This is a genomic window from Tropicibacter sp. S64 (assembly GCF_049803835.1).
Taxonomy (GTDB): Bacteria; Pseudomonadota; Alphaproteobacteria; order Rhodobacterales; family Rhodobacteraceae; genus Pacificoceanicola.
Genome location: NZ_JBNAGK010000015.1, coordinates 41,062 through 61,228, shown reverse-complemented (window position 1 = coordinate 61,228; position 20,167 = coordinate 41,062). Strand labels below are relative to the sequence as shown.

The 20,167-nt window shown below is 64.3% G+C and carries 19 protein-coding genes; 9 read left to right on the top strand and 10 right to left on the bottom strand.

Going from position 1 to position 20,167, the window contains the following annotated elements; genetic code table 11:
* Window positions 1-262: 262 nt before the first annotated feature.
* Complete coding sequence (locus ACP159_RS21055; RefSeq protein WP_425101777.1) at window positions 263-721, top strand: DUF2267 domain-containing protein; 459 nt, start codon at window positions 263-265, stop codon at window positions 719-721.
* A 133-nt stretch (window positions 722-854) separates the two neighbouring features.
* Here ACP159_RS21055 and ACP159_RS21050 read toward each other — a convergent pair whose 3' ends face one another.
* Window positions 855-2,453: a phosphoenolpyruvate carboxykinase gene (locus tag ACP159_RS21050; protein ID WP_425101692.1), complete on the bottom strand. Its 1,599-nt coding sequence runs from the start codon at window positions 2,451-2,453 to the stop codon at window positions 855-857.
* A gap of 392 nt (window positions 2,454-2,845) precedes the next feature.
* Between ACP159_RS21050 and ACP159_RS21045 the strand changes: the two genes are divergently transcribed.
* From ACP159_RS21045 to ACP159_RS21015, 7 genes are all read left to right on the top strand, one after another.
* The gene (locus ACP159_RS21045) at window positions 2,846-3,547 is read left to right on the top strand and encodes a response regulator transcription factor (protein WP_425101691.1); all 702 of its coding nucleotides are present in this window, start codon (window positions 2,846-2,848) and stop codon (window positions 3,545-3,547) included.
* Window positions 3,548-3,550: 3 nt separating this feature from the next.
* Window positions 3,551-5,278: an ATP-binding protein gene (locus ACP159_RS21040; protein ID WP_425101690.1), complete on the top strand. Its 1,728-nt coding sequence runs from the start codon at window positions 3,551-3,553 to the stop codon at window positions 5,276-5,278.
* Between the two features lies 1 nt (window position 5,279).
* On the top strand, window positions 5,280-5,714 hold the full coding sequence (locus ACP159_RS21035) for an HPr kinase/phosphorylase (protein ID WP_425101689.1): 435 nt from the start codon (window positions 5,280-5,282) through the stop codon (window positions 5,712-5,714).
* Window positions 5,715-5,720: 6 nt separating this feature from the next.
* Window positions 5,721-6,641, top strand: a complete 921-nt coding sequence (rapZ, locus tag ACP159_RS21030) for an RNase adapter RapZ (protein ID WP_425101688.1) — start codon at window positions 5,721-5,723, stop codon at window positions 6,639-6,641.
* Window positions 6,638-7,036 carry a PTS sugar transporter subunit IIA gene (locus tag ACP159_RS21025; protein ID WP_425101687.1) on the top strand — a complete coding sequence of 133 codons (399 nt, stop codon included), beginning with the start codon at window positions 6,638-6,640 and terminating at the stop codon, window positions 7,034-7,036. The genes rapZ and ACP159_RS21025 overlap by 4 nt, the downstream gene beginning before the upstream one ends.
* Before the next feature lie 34 nt (window positions 7,037-7,070).
* Window positions 7,071-7,349, top strand: a complete 279-nt coding sequence (locus tag ACP159_RS21020; RefSeq protein WP_425101686.1) for an HPr family phosphocarrier protein — start codon at window positions 7,071-7,073, stop codon at window positions 7,347-7,349.
* Between the two features lie 74 nt (window positions 7,350-7,423).
* Window positions 7,424-8,299: a lysophospholipid acyltransferase family protein gene (locus ACP159_RS21015; RefSeq protein ID WP_425101776.1), complete on the top strand. Its 876-nt coding sequence runs from the start codon at window positions 7,424-7,426 to the stop codon at window positions 8,297-8,299.
* Between the two features lie 15 nt (window positions 8,300-8,314).
* Here ACP159_RS21015 and ACP159_RS21010 read toward each other — a convergent pair whose 3' ends face one another.
* A complete protein-coding gene (locus ACP159_RS21010; protein WP_425101685.1) occupies window positions 8,315-8,794 on the bottom strand; it encodes an N-acetyltransferase family protein in 480 nt (159 codons plus the stop codon).
* Window positions 8,791-9,666 (bottom strand): 3-hydroxybutyryl-CoA dehydrogenase, encoded by an 876-nt coding sequence (locus ACP159_RS21005; RefSeq protein ID WP_425101684.1) that lies wholly within the window; start codon window positions 9,664-9,666, stop codon window positions 8,791-8,793. Before ACP159_RS21005 ends, ACP159_RS21010 begins: the two co-directional genes overlap by 4 nt.
* A 157-nt stretch (window positions 9,667-9,823) precedes the next feature.
* Between ACP159_RS21005 and ACP159_RS21000 the strand changes: the two genes are divergently transcribed.
* Entirely contained in the window at window positions 9,824-10,663 is an 840-nt protein-coding gene (locus ACP159_RS21000) for a DUF6473 family protein (RefSeq protein ID WP_425101683.1), read from the top strand.
* A gap of 84 nt (window positions 10,664-10,747) precedes the next feature.
* Here the strand turns inward: ACP159_RS21000 and ACP159_RS20995 are convergent, their stop codons facing one another.
* The 7 genes from ACP159_RS20995 to ACP159_RS20965 form a co-directional block, all read right to left on the bottom strand.
* The gene (locus tag ACP159_RS20995; protein ID WP_425101682.1) at window positions 10,748-11,671 is read right to left on the bottom strand and encodes an electron transfer flavoprotein subunit alpha/FixB family protein; all 924 of its coding nucleotides are present in this window, start codon (window positions 11,669-11,671) and stop codon (window positions 10,748-10,750) included.
* Window positions 11,671-12,429, bottom strand: a complete 759-nt coding sequence (locus ACP159_RS20990; protein ID WP_425101681.1) for an electron transfer flavoprotein subunit beta/FixA family protein — start codon at window positions 12,427-12,429, stop codon at window positions 11,671-11,673. The genes ACP159_RS20995 and ACP159_RS20990 overlap by 1 nt, the downstream gene beginning before the upstream one ends.
* Before the next feature lie 171 nt (window positions 12,430-12,600).
* The gene (locus ACP159_RS20985) at window positions 12,601-13,752 is read right to left on the bottom strand and encodes a M48 family metallopeptidase (RefSeq protein WP_425101680.1); all 1,152 of its coding nucleotides are present in this window, start codon (window positions 13,750-13,752) and stop codon (window positions 12,601-12,603) included.
* Entirely contained in the window at window positions 13,752-14,951 is a 1,200-nt protein-coding gene (locus ACP159_RS20980; protein ID WP_425101679.1) for a YjgN family protein, read from the bottom strand. Before ACP159_RS20980 ends, ACP159_RS20985 begins: the two co-directional genes overlap by 1 nt.
* Window positions 14,952-15,063: 112 nt before the next feature.
* Window positions 15,064-16,167, bottom strand: coding sequence for a M48 family metallopeptidase (locus ACP159_RS20975; protein WP_425101678.1), 1,104 nt, complete (start codon window positions 16,165-16,167; stop codon window positions 15,064-15,066).
* A complete protein-coding gene (locus tag ACP159_RS20970) occupies window positions 16,164-17,381 on the bottom strand; it encodes a YjgN family protein (protein WP_425101677.1) in 1,218 nt (405 codons plus the stop codon). Before ACP159_RS20970 ends, ACP159_RS20975 begins: the two co-directional genes overlap by 4 nt.
* A 205-nt stretch (window positions 17,382-17,586) precedes the next feature.
* Complete coding sequence (locus ACP159_RS20965) at window positions 17,587-20,010, bottom strand: DNA topoisomerase IV subunit A (protein ID WP_425101676.1); 2,424 nt, start codon at window positions 20,008-20,010, stop codon at window positions 17,587-17,589.
* Window positions 20,011-20,167 lie beyond the last annotated feature (157 nt).

Here is a 20,167-nt window from a genome sequence, read left to right as displayed (position 1 = left end):
TCCGGAAGTTTTGTACATTTCCGGGGCCCGACGGAAACCGGGGCCTCGATGCCAGTCTGCCCTCTATTGCACGCGGTACAAGGCGGATCGCAGATGCATTCGGACAGCGCGATGAAAACCAGCCGGTTTCTGAAGACGTCCTCGGGGTTAGTCGCCATGGATGGCGGTTGTTCGGACGGAGCTGCCGTTGGTTTCTGTTACAACTGTCGTGGAATCAAATAGGTTTGTCAGCGATTATTCTCGCGAAAGGAAGCAGATACCCATGCCAATGCCGTGGACATACCGGCACTCATCCCGAGAGTGGCGCGCTTTCCTTGATGACGTGAAAGACCGCATGCACCTTGAGTCTGACAATATGGCTTACACAGCGGTCGATGCCGTCCTGCAGGTGTTTCGGCGTCGTTTGACCGCTCAGGAGGGCCTGGAATTTGCTAGCGTGCTACCAAGCGTACTTCGTGCAATTTTTGTTCACAACTGGGATGTTACTGCGCCTCGCGCGACTTTTGATGACCGAGAGAAACTCATTTCCGAGGTCAAAAAGATACGTGTAAACCATAACCTAACACCGGATAACGCGATTGAGGCGACGGCGTGGGCGGTTCGGCGCTGCACCAACGGAAGAGACTTTGAGCGTGTGCTGGCGCGACTGCCGGATGAAGCGCGAGACTTCTGGCATGTTGAAGTGGCGGATCCTGCCGAGCTAGATCAAAGGATCATCTAGCTGCTTTGCAGCATTCCTTGATTTGGGCTCCAAGCGGTCACCGCGATACAAGTCGAATGCCGGCCGAAACGTGTACCGTTCATAGAAAAAGGCCCCCGATCCGGGGGCCTTTTCCGTGTCTGGGGGAGACCGATCAGCTGATCGCCGCGGCCTTCACGTCGTCGTCGATGTAGGGGACATACTGTTCGAAGTTGTCCGCGAACATCTGGACCAGCTTGTGGGCCTGCGCGTCGTAGGCGGCCTTGTCGTCCCAGGTCTTGCGCGGGTCGAGGAGCAGTTCCGGTACGCCTTCGACATGAATCGGGACTTCGAAGCCGAAGTTCGGGTCCTTGCGGAACTCGGCATTGGCCAGCTTGCCGTCGAGGGCGGCGTGCAGCAGGGCGCGGGTTGCCTTGATCGGCATGCGCGAGCCGGTGCCATAGGCGCCGCCGGTCCAGCCGGTGTTGACCAGCCAGCAGGTTGCGCCGTGCTTGGCGATCTTTTCCTGCAGCAGCTTGCCATAGACTTCCGGACGGCGGGGCATGAAGGGTGCGCCGAAGCAGGTCGAGAAGGTCGGCTCCGGCTCGGTCACGCCGCGCTCGGTCCCGGCGACCTTGGAGGTGAAGCCGGAAAGGAAGTGGTACATCGCTTGTGCCGGGGTGAGGCGAGCGATCGGGGGGAGAACCCCGAAAGCGTCGCAGGTCAGCATGATGATGTTCTTCGGATGGCCCCCCAGCGCGGTCTTGGACGCGTTGGAGATGTAGTGCAGCGGGTAGGCGCAGCGCATGTTGGCCGTCAGGCTGTCGTCCTCGAAATCGAGGTCGAAGGTTTCCGGGTCGAAGACCATGTTCTCGATCACCGTGCCGAATTTCTCGGTCGTGGCGTAGATCTCCGGCTCTGCCTCGGGGGAGAGGGAGATGGTCTTGGCATAGCAGCCGCCTTCGAAGTTGAAGGTGCCGCGGTCGGACCAGCCGTGCTCGTCATCGCCGATCAGCACGCGCTCCGGATCGGCCGAGAGGGTGGTTTTCCCGGTGCCGCTGAGGCCGAAGAAGATGGCCGTGTCGACCGGGTTGCCGACGGCGTGGTTCGCGGAGCAGTGCATCGCCATGATGCCCTTGCCCGGCAGGATGTAGTTGAGAAGCGTGAAGATCGACTTCTTGTTCTCGCCCGCATACTCGGTGTTCGCGATCAGGATGCGCTTCTTGTCGAAGTTCATCGCGACCACGGTTTCGGTGCGGCAGCCGTGCTTCTTGGGGTCGGCCTTGAAGGACGGGCAGTTGATGACGGTCCAGTCCGCCTCGAAGCTGTCGAGGTCCTCGCGGTCCGGACGGCGCAGCATGTGACGGCAGAAGAGGCCGTGCCAGGCAAGCTCGGTGACCATGCGCACGTCGATGGCATTGGCCGGATCGGCGCCGCCTGTGAGGTCCTGCACGTAGTAGTCGCGGCCCTTCATGTGCTCCAGCATGTCCGCTTCGAGCGCGTCGAACCCGGCGGGTTCCATCGGCTGGTTGTTCTCCCACCAGATCGTGTCCTCGACGGAGGGCGTGCGCACCACGAACTTGTCCTTGGGCGAGCGGCCGGTGAACTGGCCGGTGGAGACGAGGAAGGCCCCGCCCTTGCCCAGCGTGCCCTCGCCTTTCTTCAGAGCCGCTTCGATCAGCGCAGGCTCCATGAGGTTGTAATAGACATTGCCCAGACCTTCGATCCCTTGATCTTCAAGCCGGAATTGCGGGTTGACCCGTCCAAATGTCATCTGCCTTGCTCCTGTCGCAGCACTTCGAAGGTAAGTTTCTTGCGTCCGGCGGGACGCCCGAGAACTTTCCTTTAACATGACGGATTCGGAAGTGAACAGGACGCATTCGCGCAGTTAGCGCAACCATCGGAGGTTTAGCGCCACCACGGCAAAACCCGGCCGAGACTGTTAGCGCCGACTGCGACGATGTGTGTCGCCGTTAGCGCCGCAAGCGGGAAGGTGTCTAGAATGCGGCGAATCAAGGTGAGGCTTTTTAGCCATTCCTTTGCAAATTCCGTCTGAAATATCGGTGACCCAGAGGCCTGATTCGCAGTTTGGGATTGTTGCAATGGGAAATTTCTCGCATACTCAGGGAAAAAATCAGGCAAACAGAGCAGTATAAGGAAAAATCAATGTCGAAAATCGCCCTGGTGGACGATGACAGGAACATCCTGACATCGGTGTCGATGACTCTCGAGGCCGAGGGTTTCGAAGTCGAGACATACAATGACGGTCAGGCTGCGCTTGACGCCTTCAACAAGAAGATGCCGGACATGGCGGTCTTCGACATCAAGATGCCGCGCATGGACGGCATGGACCTGCTCCAGCGGGTGCGCCAGAAATCGCGCATGCCGGTGATCTTCCTGACCTCCAAGGACGACGAGATCGACGAAGTGCTCGGCCTGCGCATGGGCGCCGACGATTATGTCAAGAAGCCGTTTTCCCAGCGCCTGCTGGTCGAGCGCATCCGTGCCCTGCTGCGCCGCCAGGAAGCGGTGGCCGGGGACGTGGTCGGCGAGACCGAGGACACCAAGCTGATGACGCGCGGCAGCCTGACCATGGACCCGCTGCGCCACGCAGTGACCTGGAAGGGGCAGGACGTCACGCTGACCGTCACGGAATTCCTGCTTCTGCAGGCGCTTGCGCAGCGTCCGGGCTTCGTGAAATCGCGCGATCAGCTGATGGACGTGGCCTATGACGATCAGGTCTATGTCGATGACCGCACGATCGACAGCCATATCAAGCGTCTGCGGAAGAAGATGCGCACCGCTGACACCGAGTTCTCGGCGATCGAGACGCTTTACGGTATCGGATACCGTTACAACGAAGAGTGATCCATGGCCTTGGCCGAACGGTTCTCTGACGCGGATGACCGGGACGAGAAGTCCCGGAACAACGCGGATGTTGTGCTGGGCGACGATTGGGTCGCCCCGGACAGCACCGTGGACCGTGAGCTGCGCGACAGCCGTGCGCAGCGCTCGCTGTTCTCGCTGAACCGGTCGCCGCTGACGCGGAAGATCATCACCTTCAACCTCGTTGCCCTGAACGTACTGGTTGCGGGGGTTCTCTGGCTAAATTCGTCCCGCGACACGCTGGCGGTGCAGAAGGCCAACGCCCTGCAGGCTGAGGTAGAGCTGCTGGCGGATGTCTTCGAAGCGCAGCTGCCTGAGATCGGGGGCATCGCGCTCGGCACCACCAACGGCATCGACGTGGCGCGCACCCTCGAAGGAGTGGACCTGCGCCAGGGTGTGGATCTGCTGATCTACGATTCCGGTGGCTTCCTCGTGGGCGAGGCTTCCGGGGCGCTCTCGCCGCTGCTTGAGGCCGGTCCCACGGACAAGGAACCAACGCTGATTTCCAATTTCCTGGATTCGGTCTGGCATACGGTTTCCGACTTTTTCACCTATTTTTCCAACGAGCCCGAGTTGGTGCTGGAAGACCGCCTGCGCCGGATGATCGAAGCCGGTGACCCGACGGTGACCCGTGTCGTGTCTGGGACCGGAGCGCGGGGTGAGACGCTGTTCCACGCGTTCTCTCCGATCGAACAGGGCGGCGCGGTGCTTGGCACCGTGGCTCTGGTCTCGACCGCCACCGAGATCGACGCCGCCGTCGCGGCGGAGCGGGAGCGGGTGCTGCAGATGTTCGTGATCGCGACACTGGTGTCGATCGGCCTGAGCCTCGTGCTCGCCTCCACCATCGCCAACCCGATTTCCGATCTCGCCGACGCCGCCGAGATCGGCCGTGACCGCAACCGCAAGCACAAGACCACCGGGCGCATCCGCATCCCGGACCTGACCGCCCGCCCCGACGAGATCGGTCGCCTGTCCGGTGCGTTGCGTGGCATGGTCGGTGCGCTTTACGACCGGATCGACAGCAACGAGCAGTTCGCCGCCGACGTGGCGCATGAGATCAAGAACCCGCTGGCCTCGATGCGCTCCGCCGTCGGCAGCCTGCGCATGGTCCGCAAGGAGGAGCACCGCGAGAAACTGCTCGAAGTGATCGAGCATGACGTGCGGCGGCTGGACCGGCTGGTCAGCGACATCTCCAACGCCTCGCGGCTGGACAGCGAACTGGTCAAGGAAGAGGAGCAGGAGTTCAACCTGCTGGACCTGCTCGGCAACATCACGGAGTACCTGGGCAAGGACGCGGAGAAGAAGGGTGTCGAGTTCATCACCGACCTGCCGCCGCGGCCGATCCTGATAAACGGCCTGGAGCCGCGGCTCGCGCAGGTCTTCGTCAACCTGATCACCAATGCGATCAGCTTCTGCGAGGATGGCGACGCGATCCGGGTCTGGGCCCGCCGCCGCGACAACCGCGTTCTGGTGGTGGTCGAGGACACCGGACCGGGTATCCCGGAAGAGGCGCTGCAGAAGATCTTCAAGCGGTTCTATACCTCGCGCCCGCAGTCGGACTTCGGCAACAACTCCGGCTTGGGCCTCGCCATCTCCAAGCAGATCGTCGAAGCCCATGGCGGCGTGATCTGGGCCGAGAACATCCGCCCGACCGAAGCGGATGTGACCTCGGAGCCGCTCGGCGCGCGGTTCGTGGTGGGCCTGCCGATCTGAGATGGGCACGGGGGCGCAACCGCTCGTCCTGCACGCCAACGCGGTCGCGGTGGACGGCCGGGGACTGTTGATCCGTGGCAGGTCCGGCAGTGGAAAATCGACCATGGCGCTGGAATTGATGGCGCGGGGCGCGGTACTCGTAGCCGACGATCGCGTGCTGATCGACCCGCGCGAGGACGGCAGCCTGTGGATGAGTGCGCCGCCGACCATCGCCGGGCTGATTGAGGCGCGCGGGATTGGTATTCTGAACGCTGAAATTCTCGACTGCGCACCAGTTGCGGCAATTCTCGACCTTGACGAAACCGAAGCGCATCGGTTGCCTCCCGTCCGGAAGACACTATTGATCAATCGGTCCATCCCAGTGCTTCACAATTGCGCAACTCCCGGTTTCGCCGCGGCGGTGCTGCAATATCTAAGGGGTGGCAGAAAGGACTGAGGGCTGATGTCCCAGGGAATGCAACGCGTGGTTCTGGTGACCGGCCCTTCGGGCGCCGGGCGCTCGACCGCGATCAATGCGCTGGAGGACTTCGGCTTCGAAAGCATCGACAACATGCCGCTTTCGCTGATTCCGCGGCTCATCGAGGGCAGCCAGTCGATGCCGCGCCCGATGGCGCTCGGCATCGACGTGCGCAACCGGGATTTCTCGGCGGATGGCCTCATGGAGGTGCACCGGGCGCTGTCGGCAATCCCCGGGATCAACTGCGACCTGCTTTACCTCGATTGCGCGCGCGAGGTGCTGAGCCGCAGGTTCTCGGAAACGCGCCGCCGCCATCCGCTGGCCCCGGACGAATCTCCGACGGAGGGGATCGCGCGGGAACTCGCTCTGCTGGAGGATGTGCGCGGCCGGGCGGACGTCTATGTCGACACCACGGACCTGACGGTGCACGAGTTGCGCGCCGAGATGGAAGGCTGGTTCGGGCAGGCCACGGGACAGGGCATGGCGCTGTCCGTGCATTCCTTTTCGTACAAGCGCGGCTTGCCGCAGGGGCTCGACATGGCTTTCGACTGCCGATTCCTGCGCAACCCGCATTGGGAGCCGGATCTGCGGTCCCGGACCGGGCTGGACTGGCCGGTGGCGGAGTATGTTGCGGGCGATCCGCGCTATGAGGGACTCATCGAGAAGGTGACGGATTTGCTGCTCTACGTGCTTCCAGGTTGTGTCGAGGAGGGCAAGGCGCATTTCTCGGTCGGCTTCGGGTGTACCGGAGGGCAACACCGCTCGGTTGCCGTAACGGAAACCATTGCTGCTGCACTTGCACAAGAAGGCTGGCGGGTGTCAATTAGACACCGCGAATTGGAGCGTCGCGGGGTAACCCAGGGGAAGGGCCATATGCCCCCTCAAGGCGGAGAAAGACCGAAGTGATCGGAATCGTGATAGTGGCCCATGGCGGGCTCGCGAAAGAGTATCTTTCGGCGGTCGAGCATGTGGTCGGCCAACAACCCGGTGTCGTTGCAATAGCCATAGAGGCCGATTGTGACAGGGGCAAGAAACAGGCCGAAATTTGTGTGGCGGCGGATGAGGTCGACAGCGGCGATGGCGTCGTCCTGGTGACGGACATGTTTGGCGGCTCCCCCTCGAATCTGTCGCTGATGGCCTGCCAGCCGGAAAACCGGCGCATCCTCTATGGTGCGAACCTGCCGATGTTGATCAAGCTGGCCAAGTCCCGCCAGATGGCGGTCGGTGACGCGGTAAGGGGTGCACTCGAGGCCGGACGCAAGTATATCGACAGCCGGAACATCGGCCCGGGCAAGTCCTGAGTCGTCCGCTGCAACAGTCAGAAAAGAGTTTTCCATGTCCCAGACCGTCACGCGCGCGTTGAAGATCGTCAACGAAAAGGGCCTTCACGCCCGCGCTTCGGCGAAGCTGGTGGAAGTGGTCGAGGGGTTCGACGCTTCCGCGGAAGTCAGCCGCGACGGCATGAGCGCCAGCGGCGACAGTATCATGGGGCTTTTGATGTTGGCAGCCGCCAAGGGAACCACTATTGAGGTTCAAACCTCGGGCCCGGACGCCCAGGCGCTGGCCGATGCGGTCGAAGCGCTGGTGGCGGACCGCTTCGGGGAAGGGTGCTAGGCGCTGCGGGCCTGGCGGTGACACGCGATCCGGCGCCGATGCGGCCCGGGCAGGAAGACGGGACAAGGGCAGGCATGGTCCAGGGCACCGACGCGCCGACCACGGGGACGCACGCCTCGCCCGAGTCCGCCCCCTACGACAAACGCAAGGTCAGCTACGCCAACACGTTCCGCAACCCGTGGAAGGCCAACACCATTCGTGCGATGGAGTGGGCTACGGGCAAGATCCCGCTGCTCCGCATGGTGCGCCGGTTCGAGCGCATGGGCCCTGCCGAGGGCCAGGCGTTCTGGACGCAGGCGCTGGACATCATGGGCATCGACCTGGAAACGCCGGAAGAGCAAATTCGCCGCATTCCCGGGAGTGGCCCGGTCATCGTGGTGGCCAACCACCCGCACGGGCTGGTCGACGGCATGCTTCTGGCGCATCTGATCGGGCAGGTCCGGACGGATTACAAGATCCTGACCCGTTCGCTGCTGACCGGGGTGCGGGAGATCGACCCCTTCATGATCCCGGTGCCCTTTCCGCACGAGGAGGACGCGCGTGAACAGAGCCTTGAGATGCGGGCGAAGGCCATGGCGCATCTCAAGGACGGCGGTGTGATCGTGCTGTTCCCCTCGGGTGTGGTGGCGCATTCGCAGAGCTGGTTTGGTCCGGCGGTGGAGGCAGGCTGGAACCCGTTCACCGCGAAGATGGTGCAGCGTTCCGGTGCGACGGTCGTGCCGGTGTATTTCCCCGGACAGAACAGCCGCGCCTACCAGATCGCCAACAAGCTGTCTGCGACCCTGCGGCAGGGTTTGCTTATCCACGAGGTGATCCACTCCTGCGGGCGGCCGCAGAAGCCGGTGGTCGGGCATCCGATCACCCCGGAGGAGATCAAGGGGTTTGCCGGGGGGCAGCGCGAGTTTGTTGCCTGGCTGAGGGAACGGACACTGGCGCTCAGGGATAGCTGACCCGGGACCGCGTCCCTACGGCCATTCCCATGAATAGATGACATGGGTAAACCCGCGCGGGTCGGCCTCGCGGGAGGTCTCCACGGCTCCCATCTGTTCGTAGAAGGCGCGGGCCAGTGTGTTGGTCTCCAGCACTTCGACGATGGCGCGCGGGCCGGTGGCGCGGATGGCATCGAGACAGGCCGTCAGCAAGGCGCACCCAAGTCCGCGGCGCTGGCTGTCACGCTGAAGGTACAGCGCCGTGATCTGCGCCGGCGCGTGATTGCGGGCGGGGAGGGCTGAGCCGAACCCCGCGATCCCTGTTTCCGTTTCGGCGACGAAGACTCGCGACGCGCCCGGATCGGCCAGCAGGCCCTGCCAGAAGGCGTGCCGTTTTGCAAAGGTCTGCCCGTCGATGATGTCATCCGGCAGAAGGCCGCGGTAGGTCTCCTCCCACGCCTGCACATGCGCCCGCGCAACAGCCTCCGCGTCTCCGGGCCGCGCGGGCCGGATCACCGGGTCGGCACCGGCGTGTCGCCGCGATAGTCGTAGAAGCCGCGCTTGGTCTTGCGCCCGAGCCAGCCTGCTTCGACATATTTGGTCAGCAGCGGGCAGGGGCGGTACTTGGTATCCGCCAACCCGTCGTGCAGCACGTTCATGATGGCGAGACAGGTGTCGAGCCCGATGAAATCCGCCAGCTCCAGCGGCCCCATCGGATGGTTGGCGCCCAGTTTCATCGCCATGTCGATGGACTGCACGTTGCCGACGCCTTCGTAGAGCGTGTAGCAGGCCTCGTTGATCATGGGGATCAGGATGCGGTTGACGATGAAGGCGGGAAAATCCTCGGCGCTGGCGGCGGTCTTGCCCAACCGGTTCACCACGGCGAGGCAGGTGTCGTAGGTGTCCTTGTCCGTGGCGATGCCCCGGATCAGTTCGACCAACTGCATCAACGGCACCGGGTTCATGAAGTGGAACCCCATGAATCGCTCGGGGCGATCGGTGCGCGAGGCGAGCCGGGTAATGGAAATCGAAGAGGTGTTGGACGTCAGGATGGTGTTCGGGCCGAGGTCCGGGGCGAGACTCTCGAAGATCTTGTTCTTGACGTCCTCACGCTCGGTCGCCGCCTCGATGACGAGATCGGCGGAGGCGACTTCCGGCAGGTGCATGGTTGTCCTGATCCGTGCCATGGCCGCGTCCCGGTCTTCCGCGGTGATCTTTTCGCGGCTGACCTGGCGATCGAGGTTCTTCGCGATCAGCGCCACGGCCTTGTCGAGGCTGTCCTGGCTGATGTCGTTGAGCCGGACGTCGTAGCCCGCGAGCGCCATGACATGCGCAATCCCGTTGCCCATCTGACCGGCCCCGACGACCCCTACGGATTTGATCTCCATGCGCGCTTCCCTTGCTATGACGGCCAACCTTAGGCCCGGTTCGGCACTGGCTGCAAGGGCAGGTGGTTCAAGTTAACCACGCATTTTCGCTTTAGACATTTTGCAACCTCTATGGGCGATTCTGCCTCCCGGGTGAGACACAAGAGAGGTGGGTGCCATGACGTGTCAGTCGGGCGGATCAGGGACGTTGGAGTACTATCCCTGCAAATACGGGAACTCGCGGGTCACGTTCCGGGGACCCAAGGCCGCGATGAAAGGCGACTTTCTTGCGTTCCTCGGGGGAATCGAAACCTACGGTCGATTCATTGCACAGCCGTTTCCGGAACTGCTCGGGCGGTTGCTGTCGGTCGAAGCGGTCAATTTCGGCGTCGCGAATGCCGGGGTCGATTTCTATCTGAACGATCCGGCTGTTCTGGACCTCTGTGCGGGGGCCAGGGTGAAGGTTCTGCAGGTGATGGGCGCCCAGAACATGTCGAACCGGTATTACATGGTCCATCCGCGCCGCAACGATCGCTTCCTGCGGGCATCCGAACGGCTTGAGGAGTTGTTCCCGGAAGTGGATTTCACGGAGTTCCATTTCAACCGGCACATGCTCGCGCATCTTGCGGAAGTGTCGGCGGAGCGGCACGCCCAGGTGACCGAAGAATTGCGCAGCGCCTGGGTGGCGCGGATGAAGCACATCCTGACAATCCTGCGCGGCAAGGTGGTGTTGTTGTGGTTCGCGGATCATCCGGTGCCGGAGAACTCTGCGCAGTCGGAAATTTGCGATCCGCTTTTCGTGACCCGCGGCATGGTCGAGAGCCTGCGCCCGAGGGTGAGTTCGGTGGTCGAGGTGGTGTGCTCGCCCGAGGCGGTGGCGCAGGGCACGACAGGGATGGTCTTCAACGACTTCGAGGCTTGCGCGGCGGCGGAACAGATGGGTCCGATGGCCCATGCGGAGGCGGCGGATGCGCTGGCTGAAGTGATCGGACCGATGGTGGGAGGCGGACTGGCGTAAGACGGCAGCCATGAAAAAGGCCCGCCGGATGGCGGGCCTTGTGGTGAGACAGGGTGTAGGGCGGGGCTGTGCCCCGCACCTGTTTCAGAGCTTTTCAGTCAGTTCCGGGACGGCGGAGTTGAGGTCTGCGACGAGGCCGTAGTCGGCGACCTGGAAGATCGGGGCTTCCTCGTCCTTGTTGATGGCGACGATGATCTTCGAATCCTTCATCCCCGCAAGGTGCTGGATCGCGCCGGAGATGCCGACCGCGACGTAGAGGTTCGGCGCCACGACCTTGCCGGTCTGGCCGACCTGCCAGTCGTTCGGGGCGAAGCCCGAGTCGACCGCCGCCCGCGAGGCACCCACCGCCGCGCCGAGCTTGTCGGCCAGCGCTTCGATGATGGCGAAGTTCTCTTCCGAGCCGACGCCGCGCCCGCCGGACACCACGATGCCCGCGGAGGTCAGTTCCGGACGGTCGCTTGCGGCAACCTTGTCCTCGACCCAGCTCGACAGGTCCGAGGACGCGCCGCCGATGGTCTCGACGGGGGCGGAGCCGCCGGTGCCCGCCGCCTCGAAGGTTGAGGTCCGGAAGGAGATGACCTTCTTTTCATCCTTCGATTTGACCGTCTGGATGGCGTTGCCCGCGTAGATCGGGCGCTCGAAGGTCTCCGCGTCGACGACACCGGACACGTCGGTCAGGATCATCACGTCGAGCAGCGCGGCCACGCGCGGCAGCACGTTCTTCGCATCGGTCGTCGCAGGCGCCACGATGTGCGAATAGTCGCCCGCAAGCCCGACGATCAGGTCGGCGGTGGCTTCCGCGAGGCGGTGCGACAGGCCCGCGTCCTCGGCGCAGAGCACCTTCGACACGCCGGCGATCGTTGCGGCTTCCTTTGCGGCATCGGCGGCGGAGCCCCCGGCGCAGAGCACGGTGACGTCGCCAAGCGCCTTGGCGGCGGTGACGGCCTTGGCGGTGGCATCCATCGACAGGGCGCCGTCGTTCACTTCGGCAAGAAGAAGTACAGCCATCACACAGCCCCCGCTTCCTTGAGTTTCGCAATCAGTTCATCGACGCTGCCGACCTTGATCCCGGCGGCGCGTTCGGCCGGCTCGGTGGTCTTGACGATCTCCAGCCGCGGCGCGACGTCGACGCCGTAATCACCGGCGGTCTTCTCGTCGAGCGGCTTCTTCTTCGCCTTCATGATGTTCGGCAGCGAGGCATAGCGCGGCTCGTTCAGGCGCAGGTCGACGGTGACCACGGCGGGCATCTTGACGCTGATCGTCTGCAGGCCGCCGTCCACTTCGCGTGTGACCTTGGCGGCATCGCCGTCGATGTCGAGGTCCGAGGCGAAGGTCGCCTGGCTCCAGCCCAGCAGCGCGGCGAGCATCTGGCCGGTGGCGTTCATGTCGTTGTCGATCGCCTGCTTGCCGCAGAGCACGAGGCCCGGCTGCTCTTCCTCGACGACCTTGGCGAGGATCTTGGCCACGGCGAGCGGCTCGATGTCGGTGTGCACGTCATCGGCGGCGGTGACGAGGATCGCGCGGTCGGCGCCCATGGCGAGCGCGTTGCGCAGGGTGTCGGTGGCCTGCTTGACCCCGATCGAGACCACGACGATCTCGGTCGCCTTGCCGGCTTCCTTCAGCCGGATCGCCTCTTCGACGGCGATTTCGTCGAAGGGGTTCATGCTCATCTTGACGTTGGCGAGATCGACACCGCTCCCGTCCGCCTTCACGCGAACCTTCACGTTGTAGTCGATCACCCGCTTCACAGGTACCAGTACCTTCATCGGCGTTCCTCTCCTTGGTTTCGGCACGGCATTGCTGCCGCGCGGCATTCCTCGGACAGGGTGATACCGTGCCGGGGCGGGCTGAAACAGAGTAAAATCGTCACGTTAGCGCCAAAGGACGTCGCGTTTACCGAAAAACCCTTGTTGCACCGCAGGGATTGGCACTGCAGATCAGATGTCTTCCCCCGCCGGGTCCGCCGCCTTGTCGCAGATTCGCTTCAGCGCGTCCCATTCGGCGGAAGTCAGCACAGGGGTTGTGCCGGCCTGGCGCTCTGCCAAGGCGCGCGCGCGGTCGGCGCGGCCCGGGGTTGCCGGATGGCTGGCGAAGAGTTCCGGCACCTCCAGACCGTGCGCCCTTTCGGTCACGATGTCGAAGAAGGAGGCGAGTCCGCCCGCGTCGACCTGCGCCGCGTCCAGCATGGCAAGTCCGTAACCGTCCGCCTCGGCCTCCGCGTCGCGGGTGTAGGAGGCGTTCATCACGTGATCGCCCACCAGCGCGATCAGCGCCCCTCCGGAGACGTCGCCGAGCAGCATCGACAGAAGGCCCGCCGACCCGGCGGTTCGGAGCGCGTTGCGTGTGACGTCACGATGTTCGACGTGGCCGATTTCGTGCGCAAGGACCCCGGCGACCTGATCGGGGTGGCTGGCCGCGTCCAGTAGTCCACGCAGGATGACGATCTGCCCGCCGGGCGCGGCGAAGGCGTTCAGCGTCGGGTGGTCGAAGACCCGGATGTCGAGGCTGTAGTGCATCGGCTGCCCCTCCGTCAGCCGGTTCGCCATGGTCTGCAGGGCCTTGACGCCGTCGGGATTGCTGCAGGTGAGGGAGCCGATCCCGGCGCCGCCCAGCATGTACTCCATCTGTGCCAGAACGGTCTTGCCGAAGGCGATCTCGCGCTCGACCGGGATGATCCGGGCGAGGGTTCCGGCCAGCGCCGGGATGATGACGAAGAGCAGCAGCGCCGTGGCGGCCAACGCGCCACCGGCGTAATACCCGACCTTGCGCCATGTGCCTTGCGCCAGGTCGTGCCGGAACAGGTTCGGACGGGTTCTGTGCAGCCAGGCAATGAGCGCGGGATCGTCGATCACGAGCCGGGCCTCGTGGCGCTGGACTTCGTCATCGCCGGGTTCGTGGCGCATCAGGGTCAGCCTGTCGCGGTCCGCGTGATCCCGGGGCGCGCGCAGGTCCATCAGCTGCCAGCGCAGGACGCCCGGCAGGGTGTCGCCGGAGATCTCCAGCGCCTGCCGGTCTTCCGAAAGGCGAAGCCGGACAGGGTGGCGTCCGGCTGTCAGACCGTCATAGAAGGCGGCCTCCGTTGCCTGCATCAGATCGCGCCACCGATGTCGAGCGCGTCAGCAAAGCCGTCGGCGTCGATCCCGGTTTCGGCGGCCCGCTGGTGGATGTCGTCCAGCGCCTCGGGGTTGAGCACGGTCACGGTGCCGATGTAATGCGCAAGGATCGGCTGCACGACCCAGACGAGCACAAGCGCCTGCACCAGCACCAGCAGCCCCAGGTAGCCAAGGACGGAAACGACGATCACGGCAATGCCGGGCTCTCCGCCACCGGCCATGGCCGCGCCGAACACGACCCCGCCCAGCACGGCGCCGAAGGCTGCAGTGATGAGGCCGGTCAGCAGCACACCGATCAGCCAGGTCTTGATGACGAAGCCGGTGCGCGGTTCGGAGACCAGCGCAACATGATTGCCGAGGGTCTTGTGGCTGGTCAGGTAGCCGAAGCTGCGCACGCCGTAGTAGATCCCGCCGATCAACAGCCAGACGTAGCCAATGAAGCCGATGGCCATCGCGAGAATGGTCAGCACCTCGTTGCCCATGGCGGCGAAGGCGAGAACCCCGCCCAGGATGACCAGCGCGATGCCGATGAAGACGTGCTTCATGGCGGCGTAAAGGTCCGTCCAGGTGCCGGACTGGTGGAAGGGCTCGTCGCCGTACCAGCTGCGGTCGGTCATGTATTTCTCAAGGTGGAAGGTCATGCGCGGTAGCAGGATTCCGAGGGTGACGATGGTCAGCAGGCCGTGGCCGATGGCCCGCCAGACATAGCCCCAGGCGCCCTTCTCCATGCCGAAGCGGATACCCCGCCAGCGGGTGCGGGCCATCTTGTAGCGTCGGGCGCGGTAGACGGCGAACAGGGCGAAGGGCAGGACCGCGAAGATCGAGATGTAAAGACCGATGATCTGGGCAATGGATTGCTCGAGTGTCGTCGGCTGCACCATCACCGAGATGCCGAAGTACAGCAGCAGCATCTGGATCGCCCCGAGGTAGACCGCGAGGAAGACCACGGCGATGAGGAAGCCGAGGAGCTTTTCGAGTCCGGTGCCGGTGTATTCGAACCGGTCGCCTCCGGCGTCGACCGAGGACCAGATGTACTTGCGGATGCGGGTCTTTTGCCAGAAGCGGTAGATGCCGAGCGTGACAAGGGTCAGGGCCCCGGTCTTGAACGCAAGCGCGAAGAGTGCGCCGCGCGTCCCGTGGTAGCTGACGCTCATGCTGTCATGTCGGGTATTCATTCTGTCTTGCCCTCGTTACACGTGTGTTTTCCGGGTCAGAGTGACTTCGGACGGGAGACAAGTAAAGTCAGGTATTGCCGCCTTTGCGCGGGAGGGGTGGGTTGCGGCCCGATCACTGTAACCGCTTCTGATCGCAGACGGATTTCAGAGCCGCCCACGCGTCGTCCGTCAGCAGAGGCGTCGGCACGAATCCTTCGGGCGTGGCGGCTTCGGCGGCCTCGATGCGGTCGCCAAGCGCCGGGTGGGAGAGGAAATGCGCCAGGATAGCGGGCGCATCGCCGCCCTTGCTGCGCAGCCGTCCGAACATGTCGCCAAGGGCGCTCGGCGCGATCCCGGCGCGGCGCAGCGTTTCGTGGGCAAAGAGGTCGGCACCCGCCTCGGCACCCTGGCTGTACTGTGCGTCGATGAGCCGTTCGGCCAGAAAAAGGACGACGGCGCCGCCGGCGAAGTCGCCGAACAACAGGCCGAGCACGCCGATGGACCCGGCGGAGCGCAGCGCGTTGCGGGTGGGATCGCGGCTGACCACATGGCCGATCTCATGCGCGAAGACGGCGGCGATCTCCTCCGGATGTTCCGCCTCGTCGATCAGGCCCCGGAAGAACACCACATGCCCCCCGGGCAAGGCGAAGGCGTTGACCATGGGATGGTCGAGCACGTAGACCGACAGCCCCGTAGGCAGATCGGTCACCGCCTCCAGCCGGCTCTGGATCTCCTGCAGCGCCTGCCGCCCGGCGCGGGCCTCGCAAAAGGCCACCGGGGCGATGCCAGTTTCGTCCATGGCACCGCGGATCTGCTCGAGCGTCACCTGCCCGAGCGCCCGCTCCCCTTCCGGTGGAATGAACCGCGCCAGTTGGTCCGCCATGACAGGGACCAGCACGAAGACGATCAGCGCCACGGAGGCCAACGCCGCGAGGGCCCATTTCAGAAGCGGCCCGCGCCGGGTGACCGTGGCCCGTTTGTTCAGATTGGGAATTCGCGGGGCGAAGCGGCGGTCCGTCAGGATCAGTCGCTGTACCGGATCGTCCGCAAGCCGCAGGATCAGCAGGTCCTTCTGAGCCTGGTCGGGCACCTCGCGGATATCGCCGAGGGGCCAGTCCAGCGCCGCGCCGGTCAGCATCTGCCGCTCCATGTCCAGTGCAACGGTCAGGGTCCGCTGCGCGCCGGTTTCGCCATCGAGGTGCAGCGCACGGCACAGGTCGCTCTCGCTCTCGTTCATAGCGAGGCCCCCACATCCAGCGCTTCGGCAAAACCTTCCGCCTCGCTGTGTTCGTCTCGCGGACGCTGGCGGATGGTGGAGAGGTGTTCGCTGCCGGAGAGGGTCAGCCCCTGCGCATAGTGGCGGACCAGCGGCAGGGTCACGAGCGCGTGGGTCAGCGCAGACCAGACCAAGAAGATCGAGAAATAGGCCATGATCGAGAGCACGACGAAAACCCATCGGTCGGCCCCTTCGAACAACACCGGCGCGTCTTCCGCGCCCAGCCGGACGAGGGTTTCGAGCGATTGCAGTTGCAGAAAAAGCAGAGTCAGCAAGCCAAGCGGAACGGCAGCGGCGAGACCGGCAAGCGTGTAGCCAAATCCGTGAATCCAGAGGACGCGCCAGGGGCTTGCCGTCAGACGCAGGGAGACACCGCCCAAGGTCTTGGCATTGGTCAGGCGGCGCAGGCTGTCGACCTTGTAATAGGCGAGGCCAAAGAGGCCGAGCAACACCGCTGCAGTGGCGACAAAGCCGCCCTCGGCCATGCCCAGAAGCTGGCTCATGATGATGCCGATCACACCAAGACCTGCGGAAAGGACAATGTATACCAGCGGCTTGTAAAGCATCGTCCAGCGCCCGCCCTGATGCAGGCGCTTGTCCCCGAAGAACGTGCGGTTTGTCTTGTATTCCTCCAGCCGGAAGGTCATCAGCGGCCACAACAGGCCGCAGGACAGGATTGTCAGCAGCCAGTACCCCAGCGCCCGGACCGCATAGCCCCAGGCTCCCGGCTCCAGCCCGAAACGCAGGCCGAGCCAGCGGGTGCGGGCGAGCACATAGCGCCGGGCGCGGTACTGCGCGTAGAACCAGATCGGGATCACCCCGACGAAGGAGAGCAGGTAGGCGGCCGTGTTGTTCTGGAACAGCGAAAAGCTGGCGAACATCAACGCCAGGTTCACGATGCCGATGTAGAAGGCGAGGATGACCACGGCAACAAGGAACCCGAGCAGCTTTTCCATCGGATCGCCGACATATTCCAGCGGCAGCCCGCCGACGCGGATCGCCGACCAATACCAGCGCCTCAGCCGGGTCTTCATCCAGAACCGGTAGACCCCAAGCGTCAGGACGGTCAGCAGCCCGGTCCTGAAAGCCAGGCCGAACAGGTTGGACCGCGTGCCGTGAAACGTCGTGGCGAGGAGCGGGCCGCTTTTCGGGTCAGCAGAGGAAGCGTCTGTCACGGGTCACGTCGGTCAAATGTCTTTTGCGGAAAGGTAAGCCGCGCGGCGCAGTCCGTGCAATCAATAGCGACTGGACAGGCCACCTCGGGTCAGCCCGAGCCCTGTGCGCCCAGTCTTCTCTGGTCCTCAAATACCCTCGGGGTCCGGGGCAGCGCCCCGAACAAAATTTCGCTCCGGCGAAATTTTCCTTCGCCGAAGCAGGCGCTCAGGTAAAGCGGTTGTCCCTCGGGAAGCCGCGCGGGGCCATGCGGCCGGAGCTGGCGCGTTTGCCGATCCATTCGTCCAGTGCCGTTTCGGTCCGGGTCCGTCCCGCCGGGTCGAGCCAGGACAGCCCCTCCGCCAGCGTGAAGGTCCGGGCGTCCGACATGCCGCCGTCCTTGTACTTCTGCAGCCGCACACCCTTCCCCCGGCCCATCTCCGGCAGTTCGTCGAGCATGAAGACCAGGACCTTGCGGTTGTCCCCAACCACCGCCACCGCGTCGCCGCTGACCGGCTTGCAGACGCGTGCCTTGACGTCATCGCGCACGTTCAGCACCTGCTTGCCCGCGCGGGTCTGGGCGACCACCTCCGCCTCGGGCACGATGAATCCGTCACCCGCCGAGGACGCCACCAGCAGCTTGCCCTCGGGCCGGTGGATGAACAGATCGACGATCTCCGCGTCGTTCGGCAGGTCGACCATGATCCGCACCGGCTCGCCCATGCCGCGCCCGCCGGGCAGGTTCGAGGCCGAGAGGGTGTAGAAGCGGCCGTTGGAGCCAAACACCAGCAGCCGGTCCGTGGTTTCCGCATGGAAGACAAAGCGCGGGCCGTCGCCGTCCTTGAACTTCAGCTCGCGGGTCAGGTCGATGTGGCCGGTCATGGCGCGGATCCAGCCCATCTGGGAGCAGACCACGGTGATCGGCTCGCGCTCGATCATCGCTTCGAGCGGCACGTCCTCGACTTCGGCGGCTTCGGAGATCAGCGTGCGGCGGGCGCCGCCGGCGTAGTCCTTGCCAAAGGCCTTGCGGACCTCGCGCAGCTGGTCGGCGATGCGCTTCCACTGCATGTCCTCGGAGTCGAGCAGGTCTTCCAGACCGGCGCGTTCTTCCATCAGCGCGTCGCGCTCGCGGATCAGTTCCAGTTCTTCCAGACGGCGCAGGGCACGCAGGCGCATGTTGAGGATCGCCTCCGCCTGCACGTCCGACAGCCCTTCGGAGCGGCCGACGAAGCGGGCGGGGATCTTGCCGTCGGTGCCGTCGTCAGCCAGCACGCCGCGGGCGAAGGCGTCCTCGTCGTCGCGCAGCACCAGAGCCTTCACGTCGACTCCGGCGAGCGGCGAGCGGTAGTCGCGCTCGTCGGTGGCGCGGGTGATCGTCGCCTGATGCGGCTTCGACCAGTCCTCGTACATCAGCGCCGCCTTGGGATCATCGTCGTAGCGGATGATGTCGATCACGCGGTCGAGGTTGAGGAAGGCGATGAGGAAGCCCTCCAGCCGTTCCAGCCGGTTGTCGATCTGCGCCATGCGGTGCTTCGACCGGCGAATGAGCACGTCTCGGCGGAAATCGAGGAAGGCGCGCAGCACTTCCTTCAGCGAGCAGACCTTCGGCGTCACGCCGTCGATCAGCACGTTCATGTTGAGCGAGAACCGGGTTTCCAGATCGGAGTTACGGAACAGCAGGTTCATCATCACGTCCGGATCGACCTTGCCGGTCTTCGGCTCCAGCACCATGCGGATGTCTTCGGCGCTTTCGTCGCGCACATCGGCAAGGACCGGGATCTTCTTGGTCTGGATCAGTTCGGCGATGCGCTCGACCAGCTTGGATTTCTGAACCTGGTAGGGGATTTCCGTGACCACCGCCTGCCACGTGCCGCGCCCGAGGTCCTCGACGTGCCATTTCGCTCTGAGCCGGATGGAGCCGCGCCCGGTGCTGTAGGCCTGCGCGATGTTCTCCGCCGGCTCGACGATGACGCCGCCGGTCGGGAAGTCGGGGCCGGGCACATACTGGAGCAGCGTATCATCCACCGCGTTCGGCGATTTGATCAGATGCAGGCAGGCGTTCAGCAGCTCGCCGATGTTGTGCGGCGGGATGTTGGTGGCCATGCCGACCGCGATGCCGGAAGCGCCATTGGCCAGCAGGTTGGGATAGGAGGCGGGCAGGACGACCGGCTCCTTGAGGCGGCCATCGTAGTTGTCGCGGAAGTCGACGGCGTTCTCGTCGAGCCCGTCGAGCAGGGCCTCTGACATTACCGTCATGCGCGCTTCGGTGTAGCGCGAGGCGGCGGGGTTGTCGCCGTCGATATTGCCGAAGTTGCCCTGACCATCCACCAGCGGGTAGCGGATGGTGAAATCCTGCGCGAGACGGGCCATGGCATCGTAGATCGCCGCGTCGCCGTGGGGGTGGAAGTCCCCCATGGTGTCGCCGCTGATCTTCGCCGACTTCAGAAAGCCGCCGGAGGAGGACAGCCGCAGGCGGCGCATGGCATAGAGGATGCGTCGATGCACCGGCTTCAGCCCGTCGCGGGCATCGGGCAGCGCCCGGTGCATGATCGTCGAGAGCGCATACGTCAGGTAGCGCTCGCCGATGGCCCGGCTGAGCGGCTCCGAGAGTTGACGATTCAGGCTTGGGTCGAGGGTGTCATCTTCATCCATGGCAGCGGTGATACAGGCGGGGCTTCGGGCGGTAAAGAACCAGCAAGAGTCCGCGCGGGGAAATTTTCCCGCTTTTTCACTTATTGCGTGTTAACGAATCTGTTAAGAATGAGGGAACCGGGACGCAAGAATCCGGTTGTATGAGTGACTGGGTACT

Coding starts and splice junctions, on each gene's coding strand:
- ACP159_RS21000 (WP_425101683.1), top strand. CDS start 9,824: ATGACGTGTCAGTCGGGCGGATCAGGGACGTTGGAGTACTATCCCTGC.
- ACP159_RS21035 (WP_425101689.1), top strand. CDS start 5,280: ATGGGCACGGGGGCGCAACCGCTCGTCCTGCACGCCAACGCGGTCGCG.
- ACP159_RS20985 (WP_425101680.1), bottom strand. CDS start 13,752: ATGCAGGCAACGGAGGCCGCCTTCTATGACGGTCTGACAGCCGGACGC.
- ACP159_RS21050 (WP_425101692.1), bottom strand. CDS start 2,453: ATGACATTTGGACGGGTCAACCCGCAATTCCGGCTTGAAGATCAAGGG.
- ACP159_RS21015 (WP_425101776.1), top strand. CDS start 7,424: ATGGTCCAGGGCACCGACGCGCCGACCACGGGGACGCACGCCTCGCCC.
- ACP159_RS21020 (WP_425101686.1), top strand. CDS start 7,071: ATGTCCCAGACCGTCACGCGCGCGTTGAAGATCGTCAACGAAAAGGGC.
- ACP159_RS20995 (WP_425101682.1), bottom strand. CDS start 11,671: ATGGCTGTACTTCTTCTTGCCGAAGTGAACGACGGCGCCCTGTCGATG.
- ACP159_RS21055 (WP_425101777.1), top strand. CDS start 263: ATGCCAATGCCGTGGACATACCGGCACTCATCCCGAGAGTGGCGCGCT.
- rapZ (WP_425101688.1), top strand. CDS start 5,721: ATGTCCCAGGGAATGCAACGCGTGGTTCTGGTGACCGGCCCTTCGGGC.
- ACP159_RS21005 (WP_425101684.1), bottom strand. CDS start 9,666: ATGGAGATCAAATCCGTAGGGGTCGTCGGGGCCGGTCAGATGGGCAAC.
- ACP159_RS20965 (WP_425101676.1), bottom strand. CDS start 20,010: ATGGATGAAGATGACACCCTCGACCCAAGCCTGAATCGTCAACTCTCG.
- ACP159_RS20975 (WP_425101678.1), bottom strand. CDS start 16,167: ATGAACGAGAGCGAGAGCGACCTGTGCCGTGCGCTGCACCTCGATGGC.
- ACP159_RS21045 (WP_425101691.1), top strand. CDS start 2,846: ATGTCGAAAATCGCCCTGGTGGACGATGACAGGAACATCCTGACATCG.
- ACP159_RS20990 (WP_425101681.1), bottom strand. CDS start 12,429: ATGAAGGTACTGGTACCTGTGAAGCGGGTGATCGACTACAACGTGAAG.
- ACP159_RS20980 (WP_425101679.1), bottom strand. CDS start 14,951: ATGAATACCCGACATGACAGCATGAGCGTCAGCTACCACGGGACGCGC.
- ACP159_RS21040 (WP_425101690.1), top strand. CDS start 3,551: ATGGCCTTGGCCGAACGGTTCTCTGACGCGGATGACCGGGACGAGAAG.